Origin of the sequence: Virgibacillus sp. Bac330, assembly GCF_003667845.1 — a bacterium.
Classification (GTDB): Bacteria; Bacillota; Bacilli; order Bacillales; family Amphibacillaceae; genus Virgibacillus; species Virgibacillus chiguensis.
This window is the reverse complement of the sequence record NZ_CP033048.1, coordinates 3,439,812-3,463,282: the sequence shown is the minus strand read 5'-3', so window position 1 is coordinate 3,463,282 and position 23,471 is coordinate 3,439,812. Positions and strand designations below refer to the sequence as shown.

Sequence of the window (23,471 nt, the reverse complement as noted above, 5' to 3'; positions counted from 1 at the left end):
TGAACTTCTTCCCATTTCGCTTGAGTTTCATGAAAAGTCGCTGAAGTTCTCAAGATAGTTACTCAAAGTTCACAATAAAGTCACTGAAGTTCACAATGTTAGCCGAGTTGCTACACCTTAAACCAATAAAAAACAGTAGCGCTTGAAAGTTGCTACTGTTTTTTATACATTTGTTTATTTTTACTCCAGATGAGATTTTGCCAAAAAACTGCGCGATAGTCGGTTTAAATGAGCGCGTCGTCTTTGTTCTTTTTGGAGTCCACATACGTTTGATAAAAATGGACAAAAATTGTTTTAATGAGCGCATAGAAAGGAACAGCGAACAGGATACCTAAGAAGCCAGCTATGCTCCCAGCAGCTAGGATAACAGTAATAACGGTTAACGGATGTAAGTCTAATGCCCGCCCCATCACATTTGGCGATATTAAATTACTTTCAATTTGCTGAGCGGCAATCATCACGAGTGATACCCAAACGACCATAAATGGTTCTTGAAAAGCGCCGACAATCAATGCTGGAATAACAGCAATAAACGGACCAGCAAATGGGATAACGTTCATGACCATGGCAAATAAGGCGAGCGTTAATGAGTAATTTAATCCAATAATTAAGTAACCAATAAACAATAATACTCCTACAGAGAAACTAACAATTAATTGACCCTGAATGAAAGAAGTTAACGTAGCATCAAGTTTAGATAGCAGTGCGCGAATGTTGGCAGCTTTTTTCTTGGAAAAAATTTGCGTTATGAATGGTATTAATTTCTCCCCATCCTTAAGCATAAAGAAGAGAAAAAATGGAACAAGCACAATTGATGTAACAAAGCCGATAATTTGCCCAATAAAGCCAAATAAATAATTGATAACACTATCAATATGTGATTGTAAATTATTGGTGAAATCATTAATGGCTTTATCTATTTGCTCTGGAATAGCCGTTTGGTTGGCTTGCCATAAGGAAATCATATCTTGTGCCCAGTTTACCATCTTCGGAACATTATCAATTAAATTACGGAATTGCTGCTGGGCGATTGGCGCAATATACATATATACAAATACACCGAGAAGGATGATTACAACAAAGACAAGAACGATAGAAATAATCCGATTCATCTTCAAACGCTCAAAAAAATACATTAACGGTTTTGTTAAATAGTAAAGGATACCCGCACCGATAATAGGCACTGCCACAGCGCCAACTATTTTTACAAAGGGAAAGAAGATAAATTTTGTTACTGAGATTAATAGAATGAGTGTAAAAGCTAAAATAAAAAACATAAAAAATTGAAACCAGCGTTTGTTTACCACATACATCCCTACTTTCGAGTGTTCATAGATCTTATTTTTTATTTTACTGGTTTATGTTAAAAATAGAAAGAATATATATCAACGATATCTTATATTCTACTAAAACCTATTACTAAGTTTATCCATTTTACAACCGATGTAAACAAAAAAGGGTAGGCATAGTATAATTAGAGAAAATATGCTAAAATTCGTGTAGTATGAAAGTAGCAAATAAATAGTGCTAATGTTTTAATATCCGATTATTATGATAGTAAACGAGGAAGTCCAATGTTCGCAAAATGGTAAGGGAGCGCCCTCGTATAGAAAAAACTTGGAGGATAAGCAAATGATGAGCTGGAAGCATATCTTTGAAAAGTGGGATTCGTTTGAAGACTTAGAACCTAATTTAATACAGGAATTGAAGGAATTAAAATCAGACCCTGTTGCATTGGAGGATGCTTTTTATAAAGAACTGACCTTTGGTACTGGTGGCATGCGTGGAGTTATTGGAGCAGGAATAAATCGAATGAACGTCTATACTATCCGAAAAGCTGTGAATGGCTTAGCGAAGTATTTGCTCGACCATACAGTAAATGTGAAAGATCGTGGCGTTGTCATCGCTTATGATTCGAGACATATGTCGAAAGAATTTGCTTTAGAAACTGCTAAAGTATTAGGGTCGTTTGGGATAACATCCTATGTGTTTTCGTCTTTAAGACCTACGCCTTTACTTTCATTTGCTGTACGCTATTTAGGTACAGTTTCAGGTGTTATGATTACGGCTAGTCACAATCCGCCTGAATATAATGGTTTTAAAGTTTATAATGAAGATGGTGGGCAGATTACTCCAAACCAAGCTTCAGAAATTGTTACTTATATTAATAAGGTAGAGGATGAATTATCTGTTCCTTATTTGGAAAAAAAGGAACTAGAAGAAAAAGAACTCTTAAACTGGATAAAAGATGAAATCGATAATGCTTATTTAGATAAATTGCAAGGAATATCGAAAATGCCTGCAGATAAAATAGAGATAGAAAAGGAAATGCCAATTGTTTTCACTCCTTTGCACGGAACAGCCGCTGAGCTTGTACCTAAAGGGTTGAAACAGTTGAATTTCACGCATGTTCATATGGTAAAGGAACAGGCTGTTGCTGATCCTGAATTTTCTACGGTTGCATCACCAAACCCAGAGGAACATCAAGCATTTACGATGGCCATAGAACAAGGGAAGCAAACCGATGCTACTCTACTACTTGCTACGGATCCTGATGCAGATCGTTTAGGTGTGGCGGTAAAAAATAGTGCGGGAAATTATCAGGTTTTGACCGGAAACCAGCTAGGTGCATTAATGTTAGATTATATTCTAGCCCATAGTGATGCAGCGTTATTAAGAAGCGGGCGAATGATTAAAACCGTTGTCACATCAGAGTTAGGCAGGGCTGTTGCCGATTATTACGGTATTCAGACATTGAATACATTAACAGGATTCAAGTTTATCGGTGAGAAAATTAGACAGTTTGATCGTACAGGTGAAACGTTTGTGTTTGGTTATGAAGAGAGCTATGGGTATTTAATTAGCAGTTTTGCTAGGGACAAAGACGCAGTGCAAGCTTCAGTAATGGCTTGTGAAATGGCGTATTATTGGCAACAACAAGGTAAAACATTATTAGATGCTTTATACGACCTATTTGCTCGTCATGGTTACTACTTTGAACACATGCAATCGATTACTCTAAAAGGAAAAGAAGGCTCAGAAAAAATTGGTTTTATTATGGATGATGTTCGCAGAGAGCCTGTAGAGCAAATCGGTGGGTTGAAAGTAGTGCAAATGGAGGATTATCTAGCTGGTAAAAGAACATGTAGAGACGGGAATGTTGAAACAATCGAGCTACCAAAAGAGAATATGGTGAAATATAAGTTGGAACAGGATTGTTGGATTTGTTTACGCCCTTCTGGAACGGAACCAAAAATTAAATGTTATTTTGGTGTTCGCGGTACGAGTGAAGAGGATAGTAAAAATAAATTAGCCACTCTACAGGAATCAATGAATCAAATTTTACAAGGAACGATAGAAGTATAGCATATAAAGTGGTTGACATTTTTCTCTGAAACATGTTTAATTAAATAGTAATTTTGTTCCTATAATCAAATGTCATAAAAACAATAGCTTCTATACTAGAGGAAATCGTTTTTATGGACATGCTTTTATAAAGGGGAGTAGCTGTACAATTTTAGTCGTCATTACGAGATCATTCTCCGGCTGAATTGGCAACGATCGTTGTTAGCGAGACCTTTACCAAACTTGGTAAGGGTCTATTTCTTTTTTGATTCTTACCAATTGGTAGGAATCTTTTTTCATTGTTAAGAAGACCTGCTACATTGTTTTGTAAAACATTGGAAACTGTTTTCTGAACAAAAAAATTTCGATCGCCATAAGCGGAAGGAGAAGATAAGGAATGGGCGTTGATTTACTCATCGAATATTTATGGGTTTTAGTTGTGCTTATTGGTTTAGAGGGATTGTTAGCGGCAGATAATGCACTTGTGCTAGCAATTATGGTCCGACATTTGCCAGAAAAACAACGTAAAAGAGCGTTGTTTTATGGATTAGCTGGTGCTTTTGTTCTGCGGTTTGGGTCCTTATTTGTTATCTCGTTTTTAGTAGATGTTTGGCAGGTACAAGCCCTTGGTGCGCTGTACTTACTATTTATATGTGGGAAACATTTATATGATCGATTTAAACCGAGAAAAGAAGTAGAAGAAGGAGCGAACGTAACAGAAAAAAAGGGAAGCGGCTTTTGGATGACTGTGTTAAAAGTAGAGTTTGCTGACCTTGCATTTGCGGTTGACTCTATTTTAGCTGCTGTAGCATTAGCAGTTGCATTGCCAGCAACAGGGTTAGGCCATATAGGAAGCCTCGATACGGGACAGTTTTTCGTCGTGTTTGCTGGTGGAATGATCGGTCTCATTGTTATGCGATTTGCTGCAAATATATTTGTAGAATTGTTAAATAAACGACCTGGGCTTGAAGTCGCGGCTTTCGTTATTGTTGGTTGGGTTGGCGTGAAGCTAAGTTTAATTGTACTTGCCCATGAGGATATCGCATTCATACCACATGATTTTCCACATTCTACGTTATGGAAGATTATCTTCTATGTAGTGCTTGTGGGAATTGCTGTCACTGGTTGGTTCTCATCCAGTAAGAATGAAATAGAGGATGTAAAAGTAAACAAATTAGAAGGTTAACCTAAATATAAAAGTAAAGCTATTTTGCTTTTGCCCTATGCTTCCATTCCATTCAAAATGAATGGAATGGAAGCATTTTATGTATATGGTTATCATGCAAAGTAAACTTCAATTAGAGGGATTTTCAAAAGATAATTTCTAAACAGTTATTGTTTCTCAATCTTTAAATTGTAGTTGTCAGGCAAAATCAATATATCTTTTGCTTCTAGAAGATATTTTTCTGCTTCTTGGTAAGTATCAAAAATCATCTCCTGTTCATTCATGGCTATAATTGCCCGTACATTATTGCTAATTGCAACGATTCGGTACATCTGATCTCTCCTTTTTCTTGTTGACACAGCTTCAATTCACTTTAGCTTCTCTGACATATATAGACAGTAATCGATTTTTATACACTTTAGGAAAGTGCAGAATGATATGTTATATCGCCATAAGACTTGGCGACAAGTCAAGTTTTTCTAACACTATAGGAAAGTATAAAGCTTATTGCTATGACGTAACCAAACAACTGAACGGGCTCCGTCCGGCTTCAGCGCCCAGCAACTAGGCGACTTCACTTCATTGCCCTAAGCTAAGTCATCATCGGTTCCGTTCTAAATAGGAAGGCCGACTAAAAACGGCTTGCTGGAGGACGCCGGTATACTCCTGTTGCAGGAGCATGATTCCTAAAACTTTCGTTGATTCGTTCCAGTTGCTACGTTACTAAACGGGCGCCCCGAGCCTTTGTTCAAATCTTACATATATAGGGCTCGTGAATGAAACTGTTAATAAAAAAGCCGAAAAGGGTTCATCCTTTTCGGCTTATGTCTTAGCGCTATTGTCCAGACATTCCTACCAATTTATTTTTCGGCTTGCAGTATGAATACGACATAACCGATGTCTTGTTGAAAATCCCAATCCACGAACAGATCTTCAATCCCTTGCTTTAAAATGGATTCTAAATACGACCTGTTGATAATGTTTTTCTCTAATTTTCTTTTAGAAAGCCTTAATTGCTCTTCAAAGCCAGAAGAAATAAGTTCTTTTTCAATGCTAACGAGAATGTCCTCTCGCTTTGATATAATGGTTCGTTCATTTAATCGAACAGACGCTATATTACGAGGAGCTTTTTGTGCTTTTTCAGTAAATCGTTTTATTTCTTGATGAATCTTTGCTTCCTGTTCGCTAGAAAGAGCGCTGAAATGCTTTGTTAATTGTGCTCCCTTTAAGTCAGCAAATATAACACCTGTCTTATTTGCTAAGTTCCAATCATAATAAATATGTTGTGCCTGTATTCCAAACTCGTTATGCCACATTGCTTTTAGTTCAGGCATACATTTTTCCATGACGATGTCTCGTGTTTCTTCTATTTTCAAAGCTTGTTTTTGCTTAAGTAAGACACTTTCCATCGGTGTAATAAAGTCTTTCAAATAGATGATTAAATAAGAATGGGCTAAAGATACATATAATGCTCCAGGCCCTTTACCAAAATAGCTTCTTAATAGTTTACCAGTTGCACTAGCAATGGAAGCTTCGGTTGATTTGGCTTTCGCTTTCACGTTTTCATTCATCCTTTTTTGAAGGAACACACCTAGTATTGCATTCCCTTTTTTTAGTATATCATTACCCCATAAACAGTGACAAGAAACATCTCTATTACAGTTATGTAAAAAACATTAACATACGATGCAAATTATGATACATTATCAGTAATCTTGCGTAGAAGCTCTTATTTCTAGATTGTGAGCGACTTTGCTTGATTTGTTCACCGAACAAGACCGTAGGGAGGGAAGCCCCCTTGATAGATATAGATTTACTTATTAGGAGGCGATTATGACTAAGAATCAATCCTTATTAGACATATTACGAACTTCATTAAAGTTGGGGTTAACATCGTTTGGTGGCCCAGTGGCTCATTTAGGGTATTTTAAAACGGAGTATGTTGATAAGCGTAAATGGTTAGATGATAAAACATATGCCGATATTATTGCTTTGTGCCAATTTTTACCGGGGCCTGCTAGTTCACAAGTAGGAATAGCTATTGGTATGTTACGAGGTGGATTTTTAGGTGGTGTTGTCTCCTGGTTTGGGTTCACATTACCTTCTGTGTTTGTGCTCGTGTTGTTTGCTCTATTCTATCAATCTTTCACACTTGGTGATGCGAATTGGATTGCTAGTTTAAAGATTGTCGCTGTTGCCGTAGTAGCTCATGCCGTACTTGGTTTGGGTAAAAAGCTGACACCAGATAAACCGCGGATTGCAATTGCTTTGGGAGCAGCATTGATGATGCTTCTTTTTCCATCTGCATTCGTGCAAATTATCATTATTTTCATTGGGGCAGGTATTGGTTACTTTTTGTATAAGAATAAAGCACAACCGAAGCTTTCTTCTTTTACTGTCTCGATTTCGAAAAAACAAGGAATGCTTGCACTATCCATATTAGTGGCAATGTTAATTGGACTTCCCATTTTGGCAAGTGCGTTTTCTCATATGTACATACAAATTGCAGATACGTTCTTTCGTGTCGGTTCGTTCGTGTTTGGAGGTGGACATGTTGTGCTACCGATGCTAGAGCAGGAAATTGTTCCGACAGGCTTCTTAACGAACGATGAGTTTTTAGCTGGTTATGGGATGGCACAAGCAGTTCCTGGGCCATTATTTACCTTTAGTTCTTATGTAGGAACAATGATGAGTGGAATAGTTGGTGCTGTCATTGCTACAATGGCTATTTTTTTACCTTCCTTTTTACTTATTGTAGGTACATTGCCATTTTTAAGTGAACTGCGTAAACGTTCTAGCTTTCAAGGTGTTTTAACGGGAGTAAATGCAAGCGTTGTTGGCTTATTAATTGCGGCTTTCTATGACCCTGTTTTTACAAGCTCTATTTTAAATGGAGCAGATTTTGGCTTAGCGGTTATTTTATTTGCGTTATTGCATTTTTGGAAGGTTCCAGCTTGGCTCATTGTTATTATCGGAGTTATTGGTGGAGAGATTGTCCATTTAATCGGGTGACATCTAATTTAAAAACGAGTAAGCAGACAATTTTCAATATAAAAATTGGAAATTGTCTTTTTTTGCACTATAGGAGAGTATAAAACTTTAAGGATTATAGTTTAAGAAAAACAAAGGCTTTCCTAATAAGAATTTGCGACTAGCCTTGTTTTTCAAACACTTTAGAATGTTACAGGTGTATAGACCAAACTAGAAATTTGAATAAGCCAAGCTTATCTAATATGATAGGAAAATGTAAATACTATAGAAATCCTTTTTAGGCGTTAAGCAAAATTTTTTACATTATAGGAAAGTAGTTTATAGTATAAATAAAATGGTGGCAATTTTTTTCATAGCGATTTGGCAATAGGCCAACTTTCTAAAATAATTTTGAATTTGTATAATTTTCGAGACGTCATGCCATGCTTAAAATAGCCTCTCACAGTGAGATGATGAAGGTCATATGTCATAGAGTTTAAGTGTACATCATTTAAGCAAAATGGCGGTTTTCATTGTAAAGAAATAGCGTTATTTAAACGAGCAAAGAATGAAATTATTTTCTTGACAGACATGCGGAAAAAATGTAATCTAAGTAAAGTCTTAGTATTTTTATCGGATTAATACAATATGCATGTATCATGTTGGGTTAAAAGCGCATAAAATAAGTTCAACTAGATGCAAACAATAAAAGGAGGTAAGCTAATGGGCATGTATACGATACTGAATGTGGCAATATTAGCTGTACTTATAGGAATTCTTATTTGGATGCAAAAGAAACACTTTTCGTTTACAAAGCGTGTTTTTACAGGCTTAGGTGCTGGAATCATTTTAGGAGCCATTCTCCAATGGGCTTATGGGGCTGGGTCTGATGTATTAATAGAGACAACGGATTGGTACAGTATTGTTGGAAGTGGGTATATTCGCTTTCTAATGATGATTGTTATTCCGCTTGTGTTAGTTTCCATCATTCAATCCATTATTAACTTAGAAAAATCGGCCGAATTAGGGAAAATGGCTAGTTGGATCATTGGAATTTTAATCTCAACTACGATGATTGCTGCTTTAGTTGGCATCGTTACGGCTACGGTGTTTGATTTAAATGCAGAACAAATTGAAGCAGGGCAAGCAGAGAATGAACGAGGAACGATACTAGAGTCAACTTTAGAAGAGGTGGAAGAGCAAACAGCTGCACAAAAAATTGTTAGTTTTATTCCATCAAATATCTTCTTGGATATGACAGGAGATCGGTCTACGTCTGTTATCGCTGTCGTTATTTTCTCGGTTATTGTAGGTATCGCTGTTTTGGGAGTCCGAAGAAAAAACCCTGAACAGGCGGAAATGTTCACCAAAATGATTAATGCGCTGTATGCAGTCGTTATGCGGATAGTGACACTTATCCTTCGATTAACACCGTATGGAATTTTAGCTTTAATGGCAAACACAGTGGCGAGTACTGATTTTGCAGGTATATTAGAATTAGGGAAGTTTGTAGCTGCTTCTTATGTTGCGATAATAACGATGTTTGTAATTCATTTAATTCTTGTCGGTTTATTTGGTCTAAATCCGTTCATGTATTTACGTAAAGCTATTCCAGTGCTTGGCTTTGCATTTACGTCCCGTTCTAGCGCTGGAACAATTCCGTTGAACATCCAAGCTCAACAGCATGCTTTAGGTGTTGATCAAGGAGTAGCGAATATGTCAGCATCCTTTGGTGCAACAATGGGGCAAAATGGGTGTGCGGGTATTTATCCAGCGATGCTTGCGGTAATGATCGCTCCAACAATGGGAATTGATCCACTATCACCAGGCTTTATTTTACAGCTTGTGTTAATTATCGGCGTCAGCTCATTTGGAATAGCAGGAGTAGGCGGTGGAGCCACTTTTGCAGCGTTAATCGTTTTATCTTCTATGAACATGCCGGTTGCTTTAGCTGGGTTATTAATTTCCATCGAAGCATTTATTGATATGGGTAGAACGGCATTGAATGTCAATGGTTCTATGGTAACTGGAACAATTACAGCAAGAATTTTAAATAAGCTCAACGTAAAAACGTTTCAAGATAAAACGGCAATACAAGAAGCAACGGACATCTAGAAGGAATAACAGATGATGGTAGTCATCCATGGTATGCTAATATAGTGATAAACTTTAGGTAGATCAGGATGAAAACTGCGCTTCAGCAATCCTTTGAGATAACCGGTAAAGTAGAGGTTAAACAACGCATGTATTTAGAATGGAAATGGTGCTTACTTCTTTAGTTTGGAAGTAAGTGCCATTTTTTTGCTTTAAATTATAGGAAAGCATAGAAGTTTAAAGGTTTATAGTATAAGAAAAACTACAGTTTTCACCATAACACTTGACGTCAAGCCAAGTTTTTTCTAAAAAGATAAGAAATCATAAAATTTGATGCTATGGCGTAACCAAATAACCGAATGGATCCCGTCCAGCTTCAGCTCCTAGCAACTAGACAACTTCACTTCATTGCCCTAAGCTAAGTGATCATCGGTTCGTTCCTCACCGTGATATATATAGTGAATCTTTCATTCTGTTGTGTTTTGCTTCCTTATCGACTAGCCATGGAACAAATCGATATGTATCTGTTATTACTAGCTTGCATTTTTCATTTTTTGAAATTGGATACACGTCTCTATAACCTGTATAGAAGTTTTTTCAGACAAAATCTCATGTTTGTACATTTTATCCTATTATAAACCTGTTGTGGTCCGCATGGAGATAGTTACTGTTTTTAAGAAACGCACTTAGCAAATTTCAGCATGCAAAAGCGTCGTTTTTCTATCCATTTCGCGATAATTTGAACCTATAATTTTAAAAAGAAGCGTTATAGATTTAATACCGTATGTATGCCGGATGCAGTTAAAATATGTTACTATTTTAATAGCTTTAGGATTGGAAGAAGTGAAAGAGGAGGAGCATATGATATTTTTTAGACAATTATTTGTTAAAGTTATCAAATTAAATAATTGGTTTTTGCTTTTTGCCACACTTACTTTAGTATTTGCCAGCAGTTATTTTATCTATTACTTAGAACCTGATACATTTGCAAGTCCGTTTGAAGGGCTCTGGTGGACGATGACGACCGTTACTACAGTTGGATATGGAGATATCTCACCAACGACTGTAGGCGGGAAGCTTTTTGCCATGTTCCTATATATTGTGGGGATTGGTTTAATGACTATTTTTATTGGCAAAGCGATTGATTTTTTGAGCATTCGAAAGCGGTTGAAGGAGGAAGGTAAATTGACAATTACTACAGAGGAGCATATCATTCTCATTAATTGGACGAAGAAAGCAAGCATTACATTAGATGAAATTTTACATACATTTGATGATGTTCGTATAGTAATCATTGATGAGAAAATTGAAAAAACACCATTGATTCATGAACAGGTAGAGTTTGTTCACGGTAATCCAGCGAATCGAGATGTACTACTAAAGGCAAATTTGCTTAAAAGTAAATCTGTGATGGTTTTTGCTTCTGAAGATGGGGTAGCAACTTCTCAAGCTGATGGTCAAACATTACTCATTGCGACAACCTTAGAAAGTATTGGAGAGGAATATTCACAGAATATTTATACGATTTGTGAAGTGTTGGAATCGACACATATTCCAGCCTTTAAGCACGCAGCTGTTGAAGAATTTATTACGGCGAATGATACAGCAGCCCACTTGGCGGCCCGTTCTATTTTATTTAATGGATCAAGCGAGATTATTCGTCAACTAACGAGTCATCGAGGTTATGATCTTTATTCCATAGGTAAAAAGGCAGAATGGGATACATATGAGCATGCTCGGACAGAATTAGCATCACAAGGGGCTATTTTACTTTCTAACCGTAATGATTTATCAATTATTAACCAATTAAAAGATTCGATCCCCCAAGGCGCGAAATTGTTTATTATTTGTGATGAAGATGCATATGCTAATTTGCTTCATCAAGGTGTTCCAGCTAGTTAATGTTTTTTTCATTTCTGGAGAAATTTGTTTAAGCGGCACTTGACGTATCGCCAAGTGCCGCTTGTTGTATCCTAGTTAAGAAAAACCGAAAATGACTCCTTATGAAGAAGTCTATTTCTGTGATTGGTACGTTCTAAGTTCCTAAAAAAGTCAAAATTTCTGTTAGATTTTGGCTTTTTTTAACTGCCTTATAATTTCGCCATGGACATCCGCGTTGTTTGACAAGCTCCACAGCATTTTTTATCGTAAAGCTTTTTGGAGAAAGGTCGTTCGTTAGTTCCTCCCAGTATAAAGGCATTGCGATGGTAGCTTCTGCGGTTTTTCTCGGTGAATACGGTGCTATGATCGTTTTCCCTTTGCCATGCTGTACATAGTCAATATATAGCCTACCTTTTCGTTTTTCCTTAAGACGCTCGGTTGTGAACAGTGCTGGAAACGCATTTTCTAACGTACGTGCTATCGCTTCTGTAAACAAAGCAGTCTGTTTATAAGTCATGCTACCAGAGGGGATAGGGATGTAGATTTGCAACCCTTTATTACCAGACGTTTTAACAAAGGATGTTAGCTGTAACTCATCAAAGACATGCTTCATGTTTAAAGCTGCATGGATAGCTAAATCAAAACGGTCTCTATTTGGCGGGTCTAAATCAAAGACGATTTCTTCTGGTGTACGTGCTGTAAGGCTTTGAAATGGTGTATGGAATTCGATTGTTCCGTGATTGGTTAACCAAATAAGATCTTTTAAGGTCTCGCAAGTAATGATTTCTTTTCCTTGATGTGTTTGTCTTGCCATGAATGGAGGCGCGTAACTTGGTAAGTGCTTTTGGAAGAAATGTTCTCCTTCTACCCCATCAGGTGCACGAATAATGGTGAGCGCTCGTTGCTGTAAAAATGGCAACATATATGGTGCTATTTGGCGTATATGAAGTAATAAGTCTGCTTTTGTATAGTCTAGCCCTTTCCAAAATAGTTTGTCCTCATTTGTTATGTCAATTTCCTTTGGAAACATAGCTTGAGCAAACTCAAGCTTCTTCCACGTCATTTCTTCTGGACGTGCATGGGCAAGTATTTTCTGAAATGCTGGTTCACGTAGTTCTTGTTTGTATAAATCAAGGCTATGAATCGTAGCACAAATGGCAGGTGGGAGTGTATACGTTTTGTTTTCGAGTTTTCCTTTTGTTTGAAACAGTTGTTTGACGGTCGAAAAATCTTTTTGCGATAAACCATGCTTACATTTACCAATCGAAATAATGTGATTATTTTTATACACGCCAACTTGGAAATAATCATTATCCCCATCATACGCAGTTAAAAACCCACTTATTGAGCGCCAATTTTTAATTTTATACCAGTCCTGGTGCTGCTTTCCTTGCTTATATGTGCTATGTTTGCGTTTGGCAATCATTCCTTCTCCTAAGTGTGTGAAAATTTTTTCCCAAAGCGGATCCGGATCACTATAGCTAGGCACATACATTATTTTGTCTTTGAATAGTTGGTGTGATAGCCGCGTTTTTAAAATATTTTTGCGTTCCTCTAATGGAGTGGATAACAAAGCATTTCCCTGTTCCTGTAAAATATCAAAAGCCATTAAACAAGCAGAGCGTTCTTTGGAAGCGCTTCGAATACTAGCTTCTGTTTGCATTCGTGCGCGTTTTTGCATCCAATCAAAATTAGCTTGATAAGGTTGGTTTAAGATGACAAGTTCACCATCTAACATCAGTGGTAAATAAGACTCCATTTGATCTTGGACTTGTAAACAAGCTGTTATAATTTCTGGAAACTGCTTGCTTAAATCGTTATGATTTTTACTTCGCAATTGAATACTTTCTTTCTGCCATTGTAGTGTACAACGGTAACCGTCATACTTTACCTCATATAACCATCCTTTACCTCGAGGTATATCTCTTGTAGGTATAGGTTTCATGACTTCCATGCTTATTCTCCTCGTATATGAATTTCGTTTATTAACGGTGAATTTTATCTTTGCGTAATTAAAAAGGAAAGCTTTTGTAACATAGGAAAGGCGTTTTTCCTATATAGAGTTGGCGATAAGCCTAGTGCTTTTAAATCCAAACGATTGCTTACACTAAAAGGCAATGTTAATAAGAGTTAATAAGTCTATATCTTCTATTATCGTTCGTCTTCCCTCACTTAGTTTTTGCCAAAGTGTATATATTACTCAGATGGATAAAAATGAATTGCTTTGGAAAACTAAGCCTAAGGAGGAATGAGAATGCATACGATGTGGAAAGGAACGATTAGCTTTGGGCTTGTAAATATTCCTGTGAAAATGCATGCGGCAACTGAAAATAAAGATATTAAATTAAGGCAATTGCATAAGGAGTGTCAATCACCGATTAAATATGAACGGTCATGTCCGGTATGTGACCGGCCAGTAGAGAATGAAGAAATTGTGAAAGCATATGAATATGCAAAGAATAAGTTCGTTGTGTTAGATGAGGAAGAGTTAGAAGCATTAAAGCAAGAACAGGCAGATAAAGCAGTCGAAATCATGGACTTTGTGCAGTTGGCTGAAGTGGATCCAATTTATTATGAGAAAAGTTATTTTTTATCGCCGAATGAAGGTGGAGCGAAAGCTTACGGGCTTTTACGAAAGGCTTTGAAAGAAACTGGAAAAATTGGCATTGCGAAAATGATGATTCGTTCTAAAGAACAGTTGGCCATTATTCGTGTCTATGAGGACACACTAGTTGTGGAAACCATACATTATCCAGATGAAGTGCGTCGTGTTGAAGATGTACCTAACATACCAAAGGAAGTGGAAACAGATCCTCAAGCATTAGATACAGCAAAGATGCTCATTGATCAGTTATCAACGACGTTTGAACCGACAAAATACAAAGACGAGTATCGTCATGCATTGTTAGATTTAATTGAACAAAAGAAAAATGATGAGCAAACAGCAACAGCACAAGATAAGCCTTCCCCTGATGCAGCTACAAACTTAATGGATGCTTTACAAGCTTCGTTAGAGCGTGCAAAACAAGAAAAGCCAAAACCAAAACAACCGTCGCTAACCAAAGAAAAGGAAAAAAAGATAAAGAAGAAGAAAACAGGCACATAATGACGAGGTACGCAGGCGGCTTGGACAAGCCGCCTGCACTCGCTCTAGCTGTAAGTAAAGTTGCTCATCACTGCTGGAAAGTCGACCTAACCGAGTAAGATTCGCTCATCCGGAGCAAGAATACGCTCGCCCCAAGTAGTAATTCGCTCATTCCAAGCAAGTTTTCGCTCGTCTCGAGCAGAACTTCGCTCATCCCGATCAAGAATCCGCTCATCCTGAGTAAGATTCGCTCATCCTGAGTAAGAATCCGCTCGTCCTGATCAAGATTCGCTCATCTCGATCAAGAATCCGCTCATCCTGAGTAAGATTCGCTCATCCCGATCAAGAATCCGCTCATCCTGAGTAAGATTCGCTCATCCCGATCAAGAATCCGCTCATCCTGAGTAAGATTCGCTCACTCCGATCAAGAATCCGCACACCCTGAGCAGAACTTCGCTCACCCCGATTAAGAATCCGCTCATCCTGAGCAAGATTCGCTCGCCCCGATCAAGAATCCGCTCATCCTGAGTAAGATTCGCTCATCCCGATCAAGAATCCGCTCATCCTGAGTAAGATTCGCTCATCCCGATCAAGAATCCGCTCACCCCGATCAAGAATCCGCACACCCTGAGCAGAACTTCGCTCACCCCGATTAAAAATCCGCTCATCCTGAGCAAGATTCGCTCACTCCGATCAAGAATCCGCTCACCCCGATCAAGAATCCGCTCATCCTGATCAAGATTCGCTCACTCCGATCAAGAATCCGCACACCCTGAGCAAGATTCGCTCGCCCCGATCAAGAATCCGCTCACCCCGAGCAGAACTTCGCTCACTCCGATCAAGAATCCGCTCATCCTGAGTAAGATTCGCTCGCCCCGATCAAGAATTGGCTCATCCCGATCAAGAATCCGCTCATCCTGAGTAAGATTCGCTCGCCCCGATCAAGAATTGGCTCATCCCGATCAAGAATCCGCTCATCCTGAGTAAGATTCGCTCGCCCCGATCAAGAATTGGCTCATCCCGATCAAGAATCCGCTCATCCTGAGCAAGATTCGCTCGCCCCGATCAAGAATCCGCTCGTCCTGAGTAAGATTCGCTCACTCCGATCAAGAATCCGCTCATCCTGAGTAAGATTCGCTCGCCCCGATCAAGAATCCGCTCATCCTGAGCAAGATTCGCTCACCCCGATCAAGAATCCGCACACCCTGAGTAAGATTCGCTCACCCCGATCAAGAATCCGCTCATCCTGAGCAAGATTCGCTCACTCCGATCAAGAATCCGCTCACCCTGAGCAGAACTTCGCTCGTCCGATCAAGAATCCGCTCGGACCAAGTAGTAATTCGCTCATTCCAAGCAAGTTTTCGCTCGTCTCGAGCAGAAATTCGCTCACTCCGATCAAGAATCCGCACACCCTGAGCAGAACTTCGCTCGCCCCGATCAAGAATCCGCACACCCCGTGATCAAAAGTTAATCCTATAGTTCTATGTTAGGAATATATGGGAAATGTTAGAATAATGATAAGAGGGCACGCTTTAACATTTATTTTTTATAGGGGGGTATGGATGGCTAAGCAATTCGTAGCGATGATGGGAGGGCTTATACTCACAATGGTCATTATTTCTATAATCGTTGATAAGTTATTATGGGGCAGTTTAATCGGTTTTGGAGTTGGTGTGGGTCTAATGTATCTCTTTTTAAAGATAATGAAAAGAAAATTGTAAGCGACTGTATACTTCTAATACACGGAGTTCAGTTGTTCGCTCGTTTTCCTAAAATTATAGTATGCTTGGGTTTAAGGGAATTGAATTGCTACGATCGTGGAGGAAAATGATATGAAAAAAACAATACCTGTAACAAAAGCAGGTTATGAAGAACTACAAGAGAAATGGAATACGTTAAAGGAAGAAAAATTGGTTGAGGCAAATAAACAAGTGAAGGCAGGCCGGGCATTTTGCGATTTTCATGAAGATCCTGAATTCGATAGATCTTTAGATGAGTTAAACAAAATACAGGAGCAAATCTCAGAATTAGAATCTATTCTTGCTCGTGCAGAAATAATTGGAGAAGCAAATAGCGACGTGGTTCAACATGGGGCGTTGGTGACGTTTAAAGAATACCCAGATGGCGAAGAAGAAACTTTTCAGGTTGTTAGTGCTGCAGAAGTAGATGCGAAAAAATTACAGATCTCTGATAATTCCCCAATAGGGAGGGCATTACTTGGAAGGAAAATAAATGAGGAAGTGTCTGTAGAAACCCCTGCAGGAACGGTGAAGTTGCTTATAACCAAAGTGCAATACAAGGTGTAAAACTGTTGCAAAAGTGACCTGTAAATATAGTACCGAAAGATGTATAAACAAGCAACGATGGTTAACTCCTCAGATATGCTGGCAGTCTATTGGAAGTGAGAAACTACCATTTTCGTTATAATAGTTTATATATAGTTGTTGAAAAATTAATCTTTTTTAACGGTCTTTACGTTTTCTGATTCTACTATTTTTGTGTTCTAGGAAAGTACAAAAATTTAAAGGTCTATAGTATAAGAAAAATGATGCCATTCGCCATAAGACTTGGCGACAAGCTAGTTTTTCTAAAAAGAAAGTCTTTCTAATGTGCGATGAGTAATCTTCTTTTAGTGGCTTAAAAACATAGTTGACATAAGTAAACGTTCAATGCACTGGAAAGGATAATGGTTAATGAAAAGGTTCAGTAACTGGCTTTGCTAATATAAATAGATAGGAAGCGTTTTTATGAAGAACAAAAAATATATCATTGCTTTAACGGTTTTATCGGCATTTTTATTTAGTGCGTTAATTATCGCAGGTTCGTTGTCGCCTTTATCGGAAATGGGGGACAATGCAAATCAATTTAACTCAGTAGGCATGTGGCTTTCTATTGCTATGATACTTTTTTTCTACCTTATTCCAGTAATACTATATGCAATCGGATTAAATTGGATCAAGATAATAATGGCTATATTTTGTGTCATCGGCATTGTTATATTGTTATCAACAATTGTTATCGTACTTATAATTGGATTAGTCAATCATAACATGTTGCAACTAAGTAGTGTTCTTATTGTGAGTATCCTAGGTGTTATCATAAACATTGTGTGGCTTATTGTTGCGTTTTGGAAAAATGCAGGTAAGGCTTCGGGCTTGTCTTCTTGATAAATAAGTAAAGGTGAATTTTATTCCGGATATATTTCATTGTGCTTTTATTGCTAAATTTTAAAGACAGATACATGCTAGAATAAGTTAAAATATTATCAAGTATTCTCATTTAGTGCCGTCTGCTTTAAATTTTGGTTAAACAGAGGAGAAGATAATATTAATGGATATTCGTGAGTTGAAATATTTTATAGAAATTGTAAAAAAGAAGAACTTTACGTTAGCTGCAAAAAATCTTCATATATCCCAACCAGCCTTGAGCAAAACAATGAAAAACTTGGAGTCTGAATTAGAAGTACAGTTGTTAGATCGATCAGATAAAGAAATAAAACTAACTGAAATTGGCCAACTATTTTTTGTCCAGGCGGAAGCTGTTTTAAATGCTTTTGATTCATTGAAGGCATCTCTTTATGACCAAAGCAAGTTGAATAAAGGAGAAGTGATTGTCGGGCTACCACCCGTAATAGGGTCTAGTATATTTGTCAAAGTGTTAACAACATTTAAAGAAAGTTTTCCTGATATCAAATTGCATATTATAGAAAATGGCGCGAAGATGGTCGAGCATAATTTATATAACGGCAAAATTGATCTAGGGGTAGTGATAGCCCCTGTGGACGAAAACCAGTTTGAATATATACCAATTATGGAGGATGAAAGTGTTTTAGTTGTCCATCATCATCATCCTTTTGCGCAGAGAGAAGCTGTTTCCATTGCAGACTTAAAAGAAGAAGAATTCCTTCTTTTGGATAAAACGTTTATGCTCCATCACCATGTTGTTCAGTATTGTCAGGACGCAGGGTTTAAGCCTAATATTTTATTTGAAAGCTCTCAGTGGGATTTTCTTGTGGAACTTGTTGCGCAAAATCAAGGGGTTACTATCCTCCCTCGACCAATTTTGTCGCGGGTGGAAAACAGACAAATACACATTATACCTATCCGTCCTAATTGTTTAAAGTGGAAAGTGGGATTCCTCTTAAATAGAGAGCAATATGTTACACATGTAATGAAAGTTTTTATTAATCATACTGTTCGTACAGTTGCAACATGTGAATGAAAAAGTATAGTAATTGCGTATAAAAGAGCAGTTTAAAAAGTCTAAGATTTGCTTCCTACCACAGTGCTGTCATACTGTGGTTTTTTACGTCCTAAGAAATATGATCATTCTTATTCAAGTTCCCCATTGTTTTATATGAAAATATATCCTTAAGTTAAGGAGAGAACCTTTGGATAAATACAGCGCTACATTATTATAGTGGTTATGGTATAAGCAAAAAAAGATAGCCTTCTTCTCAAGGCTTAGCTCAATAATCTAAGCTTTTTTATAAAATTTAGCAGCTGTGGATAAACTTACTAAGTTATTTAGCCACGTCCGGCTCCGGCGCCAGCAACTAGGCGACTTCACTCCATTGCCTAAGCTAAGTCATCATCGGTTCGATCTAAATAGGAAGGCCGACTAAAGACGGGCTTGCCGGAGGGCGCCGGCATACTCCTGTTACAGGAGCATGATTCCTAAAACTTTCGTTGATTCGTTCCACTCGCTACGTTGCTAACCGGCGCCCTGAGCCTTTGTTATACTATAGGAACTACAGCTTTCGCCATAAGCCTAGTTTTTCTAAAGATGGATAGTGCGGTTATTTCTACCTGTATAGGAAAATCATCACTGTCTATAACTATTAGTTATTACCCCAAGAACTTTTATGTATTATACAACGGGTTTATTTAGGATTATGATTATAAATAGTTCATATTAATTATTTGTAAACGCATTCAAAATGGAAATCTTGTTGTTTTTTATAACCAATAATTATAGTTGGGTATGAAAAGTGAAAGTAGAAAGGAAGAGGTGTTAGATGATGAAACAATTAAAAGACAAAGTCGTCGTGGTAACTGGGGGAGCACAAGGATTAGGTAAGGCGATGTGTGAGCGATTTGCTTATGAAGGAGCTGAAGTTGTTTATTCGTTAGATTTACAAAAAGGGAATCTCACAGCAGATAATGTAAAACATCAGGAGTTAGATGTTACAAACATAGCGGAGATTGACTCTTTTATTCAATCGGTCAAAGAAGCGTACGGTCGCATCGATGTTTTAGTCAATAATGCAGGGGTCACTCGTGATGCATTGACACAGAAAATGGATGATAATAAATGGGAATCAGTAATGGATATCAACTTAAAGGGTGTTTTTCATATGACGAAGGCGATTGCTCCCATTATGATGGAGAACGGGTCTGGTTCTATTATTAATATTTCGTCCATTGTAGGTCTTTATGGAAATATTGGCCAAGCAAACTATGCTGCTACGAAGGCAGGAGTCATAGGAATGAGCTATACATGGGCAAAAGAATTTACGCGTAAAGGTGCTGCTGTACGTACGAATGTGATTGCTCCCGGTTTTATTGAAACGGATATGATGAAAACGGTTCCGGAAAAGGTGTTGCAGCCGCTTCGTGATCAAACACCATTAAAAAGATTAGGACGTCCTGAGGAAGTGGCAAATGCGGCGTTATTCTTAGCGAGTGATGAGTCGAGTTATGTAAATGGTCATGTGCTTTCCGTAGATGGTGGATTAAGGCTGTAAAATAGGAGGTTTACGTTATGACAAAAGTATATGTAATAGATGCTAGACGAAGTGCGATTGGATCTTTTTTAGGTACAATTGCTTCTGTACCGCCCAGTGATTTAGCTGCTCAAGTAATGAAAAGTATCATTCAGCACCATCAACTAAATGGTAGTGAAATAGACGAGGTAGTTATTGGAAATGTGTTATCTGCGGGGCAGGGGCAAAACATTGCTAGACAAGCAAGTATAAAAGCTGGAATACCTGTATCCGTTCCGGCTTATACAATGAATATGGTTTGTGGCAGTGGCATGAAATCTTTAATGACTGCTTATAGTAGCATTTTAGCTAATATGGCTGATCTTATGTTAGTTGGTGGCGTTGAAGTGATGTCACAGGCTCCTTTCGTAACAACGGCAGAAGTTAGAACTGGTAAGAAGCTTGGGAACCTTCAATTGCATGACAGTATGGTTCAAGATGGTTTAACCGATGCATTTCATCATTATCATATGGGGATAACTGCTGAGAATATTGCTGTAAGATATCATATAACCAGAGAAGAGCAGGACAGATTTGCTCTAACATCGCAGCAACGAGCTATCAAAGCAAAGGATAGTGGTCGTTTTGAAGCTGAAATTGTACCTGTGGAGTTTATGGATCGTAAAAAGCATCTTATGACATTTAAAGAAGATGAATATCTCAATTACTCTACTACTTTTGATAAGCTCGCCCGTTTAAGACCAGCGTTTAAGAAGGATGGGACGGTTACTGCTGGAAATGCTTCTGGCATTAATGATGGAGCAGCTATCCTCTTAGTAGCTTCTGAAGCTGCAGTAATGAAATATCAGCTTGAGCCAATTGCTGAGATTGTTGCGGTTGGACAAGGTGGAATAGACCCAGCTGTTATGGGGTTAGGTCCTGTAAAAGCAATTCAACATCTATTTAGTAAAACAGATGTGAATCCAGAACAGGTGGAGCTAATAGAGTTAAATGAAGCATTTGCTTCTCAATCTATCGGAGTAATCAAGGAGCTTCAGGAAATGTATGGCTGGACGAAAGAATGGATCGAATCAACTGTAAATGTTAATGGTGGAGCTATCGCGCTAGGTCATCCTTTAGGGGCTTCCGGTGCGCGGATTATTACTACACTTGTACATGAAATGCAAAAGCGAACGATAACATATGGGCTCGCATCTCTTTGTATTGGTGGAGGAATGGGTACAGCTACACTATTAAAATCGATAGAGTAGTCCGTATCTGAAATTGGGCGTTGAGATTGTGTGAGATTGTCCTGCATTAAAGTGCTGTAAGTTTCCTGGTTTAAATGAAGGGGTCACATACACGTTTTTTAGTACAGATAACAGCACCTAAATACCCAATTTGACTTAGAGGCCTTTAGGTGCTGTCTAAGTAGTATGAACAATTAGTGGGAGAAAAAAGCAACACGTAAGCGCGAAGAAGGAACAGTTTTTCGTAAATCACTGAGAACAGTTATGAAAGCGCATTCTGTTTTGCTCTGGCGAATAGTTTCCGGACTTGAAATAGTTTCAAGTTATGTAAAGATCATGAAACATAAAGGTGTGAAAGAGATGAAAGATAACTTACAATTTATGTCTGCTCAAGAAGCAGTACATTTGATTAACACAGGTGATAGAGTTGGAATAGGGGGATTTATTGGTACCGGAGTTGCTGAGGAAATTCATATGGCAATTGAAAATAAATACATCGAAACGAATACACCACAGAACCTAACGTTAATCTATGCCGCTGGTATAGGGGATGGAAATGGTGCATCCAAGGGGCTTAATCACTACGCTCATGAAGGATTAATTAAACGAGTAATAGGAGGGCATTGGGGAATGGCTCCTCGTCTCGCTCCACTCGTCGCAGAGAATAAGTTAGAAGCATATAATTTGCCGCAAGGGGTTATTACACAGCTCATTCGTGAAAGTGCAGCAGGTCATCCGCGTTTAATCTCCCATGTCGGTTTAGGGACTTTTGTTGATCCTGATTTGGACGGCGGTAAGTTAAATGCAGTTACCTCGGAGGATATTGTTGAAAAAATTCAATTTGATGGTCAAGATTATTTAGCGTATAAAACACTGCCGATAGATGTTGCTATTTTAAAAGGTACAACTGCTGATGAAAAAGGAAATATAAGTTTAGAAGATGAACCACTAACTTTAAATGTTCTATCCTTTGCTATGAATGCCAGAAACAATGGCGGAAAAGTAATTGTTCAAGTTGAAAAGGTTGTACGGGAATCTTCACTAAATCCTAAAAATGTTCACATTCCTCATGTCTTAGTTGATGCTATCGTCGTTGTAGAAAATAAAGAAAACCATATGCAAACATTCGGCACACAATACAATGAAGCTTTTATACGTAGTGATTTGATTGTTGATGATAAAAAATCTATCTATCCATTAAATATACGCAAAGTAATCGCAAGACGCAGTGCGAAGACCTTAACCCAATCAATGAAAGTAATTAATTATGGGATTGGTGTTCCAGAAGTGGTAGCTAATGTATTAAGTGAAGAAGGACAGGAAGACCATTTTATCCCCACGATTGAACCAGGCATATTTGGGGGAACTCCAGTTGGCGGACTTGATTTTGGATGCTCCGTAAACCCGGACGCGATTATTGATGAATCGTATATGTTTGATTACTACGATGGAGGAGGACTAGATATAGCCTTTTTAGGATTAGCTCAATGTGATGATAAAGGTAATGTAAACGTTTCAAAATTCGGACCTAAAATTGCGGGCTGTGGTGGATTTATTAACATTACACAAAATGCCAAAAAGCTTGTCTTTTGTGGGACATTTACAGCTGGCGGGTTAAAAATGGAAGTATGTGATGGAAGGTTAGTAATCGTACAGGAAGGAAAAGTGAAAAAATTCACCAGCGATGTAGAGCAAATTACCTTCAGTGGAAAAGTAGCGAAACAAAATGAAAAACCTGTTTTGTATGTAACGGAGAGAGCTGTGTTTGAACTACGTAAAAATGGATTGACATTAATAGAAATAGCTCCAGGAATCGATTTAGAAAGAGATGTTTTGGCACAAATGGAATTTACACCACTGATTAGCAAGGACTTAACATTAATGGATAAAGCAATTTTTAAAGAAGGTCCTATGGGGCTCATATTTCATCAGAGTAAGCAAGATATGGGTAGTGATTTTCTCACAAAATAAAGATTG

Annotated in this window: 17 protein-coding genes; 13 read left to right on the top strand and 4 right to left on the bottom strand. The window is 38.0% G+C overall.

Annotated features, from left to right (window positions below; genetic code table 11):
• Positions 1-224 precede the first annotated feature (224 nt).
• Positions 225-1,313, bottom strand: a complete 1,089-nt coding sequence (locus tag D9780_RS16130; protein WP_371413668.1) for an AI-2E family transporter — start codon at positions 1,311-1,313, stop codon at positions 225-227.
• Between the two features lie 319 nt (positions 1,314-1,632).
• Here D9780_RS16130 and D9780_RS16125 point away from each other — a divergent pair, with 319 nt between their 5' ends.
• On the top strand, positions 1,633-3,366 hold the full coding sequence (locus D9780_RS16125) for a phospho-sugar mutase (protein WP_121640797.1): 1,734 nt from the start codon (positions 1,633-1,635) through the stop codon (positions 3,364-3,366).
• A gap of 376 nt (positions 3,367-3,742) precedes the next feature.
• On the top strand, positions 3,743-4,531 hold the full coding sequence (locus D9780_RS16120) for a TerC family protein (protein WP_073006924.1): 789 nt from the start codon (positions 3,743-3,745) through the stop codon (positions 4,529-4,531).
• A gap of 146 nt (positions 4,532-4,677) precedes the next feature.
• Here D9780_RS16120 and D9780_RS21210 read toward each other — a convergent pair whose 3' ends face one another.
• Positions 4,678-4,842 (bottom strand): hypothetical protein, encoded by a 165-nt coding sequence (locus tag D9780_RS21210; RefSeq protein ID WP_162985905.1) that lies wholly within the window; start codon positions 4,840-4,842, stop codon positions 4,678-4,680.
• 528 nt (positions 4,843-5,370) lie between these two features.
• Positions 5,371-6,069, bottom strand: a complete 699-nt coding sequence (locus tag D9780_RS16115) for a Na-translocating system protein MpsC family protein (protein WP_240458711.1) — start codon at positions 6,067-6,069, stop codon at positions 5,371-5,373.
• A 274-nt stretch (positions 6,070-6,343) separates the two neighbouring features.
• Between D9780_RS16115 and chrA the strand changes: the two genes are divergently transcribed.
• The 3 genes from chrA (at position 6,344) to D9780_RS16100 (ending at position 11,476) form a co-directional block, all read left to right on the top strand.
• Entirely contained in the window at positions 6,344-7,522 is a 1,179-nt protein-coding gene (gene chrA / locus D9780_RS16110; protein WP_121640796.1) for a chromate efflux transporter, read from the top strand.
• 681 nt (positions 7,523-8,203) lie between these two features.
• On the top strand, positions 8,204-9,595 hold the full coding sequence (locus tag D9780_RS16105) for an L-cystine transporter (protein ID WP_077702335.1): 1,392 nt from the start codon (positions 8,204-8,206) through the stop codon (positions 9,593-9,595).
• Positions 9,596-10,435: 840 nt separating this feature from the next.
• Positions 10,436-11,476 (top strand): ion channel, encoded by a 1,041-nt coding sequence (locus tag D9780_RS16100; protein ID WP_073006932.1) that lies wholly within the window; start codon positions 10,436-10,438, stop codon positions 11,474-11,476.
• Between the two features lie 133 nt (positions 11,477-11,609).
• Here the strand turns inward: D9780_RS16100 and ligD are convergent, their stop codons facing one another.
• Positions 11,610-13,409 (bottom strand): DNA ligase D, encoded by a 1,800-nt coding sequence (ligD, locus tag D9780_RS16095; RefSeq protein ID WP_121640795.1) that lies wholly within the window; start codon positions 13,407-13,409, stop codon positions 11,610-11,612.
• 300 nt (positions 13,410-13,709) lie between these two features.
• On the opposite strand from ligD, the gene D9780_RS16090 reads away from it, so the two are divergent.
• The 8 genes from D9780_RS16090 (at position 13,710) to D9780_RS16060 (ending at position 23,465) form a co-directional block, all read left to right on the top strand.
• Entirely contained in the window at positions 13,710-14,561 is an 852-nt protein-coding gene (locus tag D9780_RS16090; RefSeq protein ID WP_116277632.1) for a non-homologous end joining protein Ku, read from the top strand.
• Positions 14,562-16,102: 1,541 nt separating this feature from the next.
• The gene (locus tag D9780_RS21205) at positions 16,103-16,261 is read left to right on the top strand and encodes a hypothetical protein (RefSeq protein WP_162985904.1); all 159 of its coding nucleotides are present in this window, start codon (positions 16,103-16,105) and stop codon (positions 16,259-16,261) included.
• A 111-nt stretch (positions 16,262-16,372) separates the two neighbouring features.
• Positions 16,373-16,846 (top strand): GreA/GreB family elongation factor, encoded by a 474-nt coding sequence (locus D9780_RS16085; protein WP_073006937.1) that lies wholly within the window; start codon positions 16,373-16,375, stop codon positions 16,844-16,846.
• A 441-nt stretch (positions 16,847-17,287) separates the two neighbouring features.
• Positions 17,288-17,707, top strand: a complete 420-nt coding sequence (locus tag D9780_RS16080) for a DUF5391 family protein (RefSeq protein WP_116277636.1) — start codon at positions 17,288-17,290, stop codon at positions 17,705-17,707.
• Between the two features lie 163 nt (positions 17,708-17,870).
• A complete protein-coding gene (locus D9780_RS16075) occupies positions 17,871-18,761 on the top strand; it encodes a LysR family transcriptional regulator (protein WP_121640794.1) in 891 nt (296 codons plus the stop codon).
• A gap of 796 nt (positions 18,762-19,557) precedes the next feature.
• Positions 19,558-20,286, top strand: a complete 729-nt coding sequence (gene fabG, locus D9780_RS16070) for a 3-oxoacyl-ACP reductase FabG (RefSeq protein WP_240458710.1) — start codon at positions 19,558-19,560, stop codon at positions 20,284-20,286.
• A 17-nt stretch (positions 20,287-20,303) separates the two neighbouring features.
• On the top strand, positions 20,304-21,515 hold the full coding sequence (locus D9780_RS16065) for an acetyl-CoA C-acetyltransferase (RefSeq protein ID WP_121640793.1): 1,212 nt from the start codon (positions 20,304-20,306) through the stop codon (positions 21,513-21,515).
• Positions 21,516-21,854: 339 nt separating this feature from the next.
• Positions 21,855-23,465 (top strand): acyl CoA:acetate/3-ketoacid CoA transferase, encoded by a 1,611-nt coding sequence (locus tag D9780_RS16060; protein ID WP_205601093.1) that lies wholly within the window; start codon positions 21,855-21,857, stop codon positions 23,463-23,465.
• Positions 23,466-23,471 lie beyond the last annotated feature (6 nt).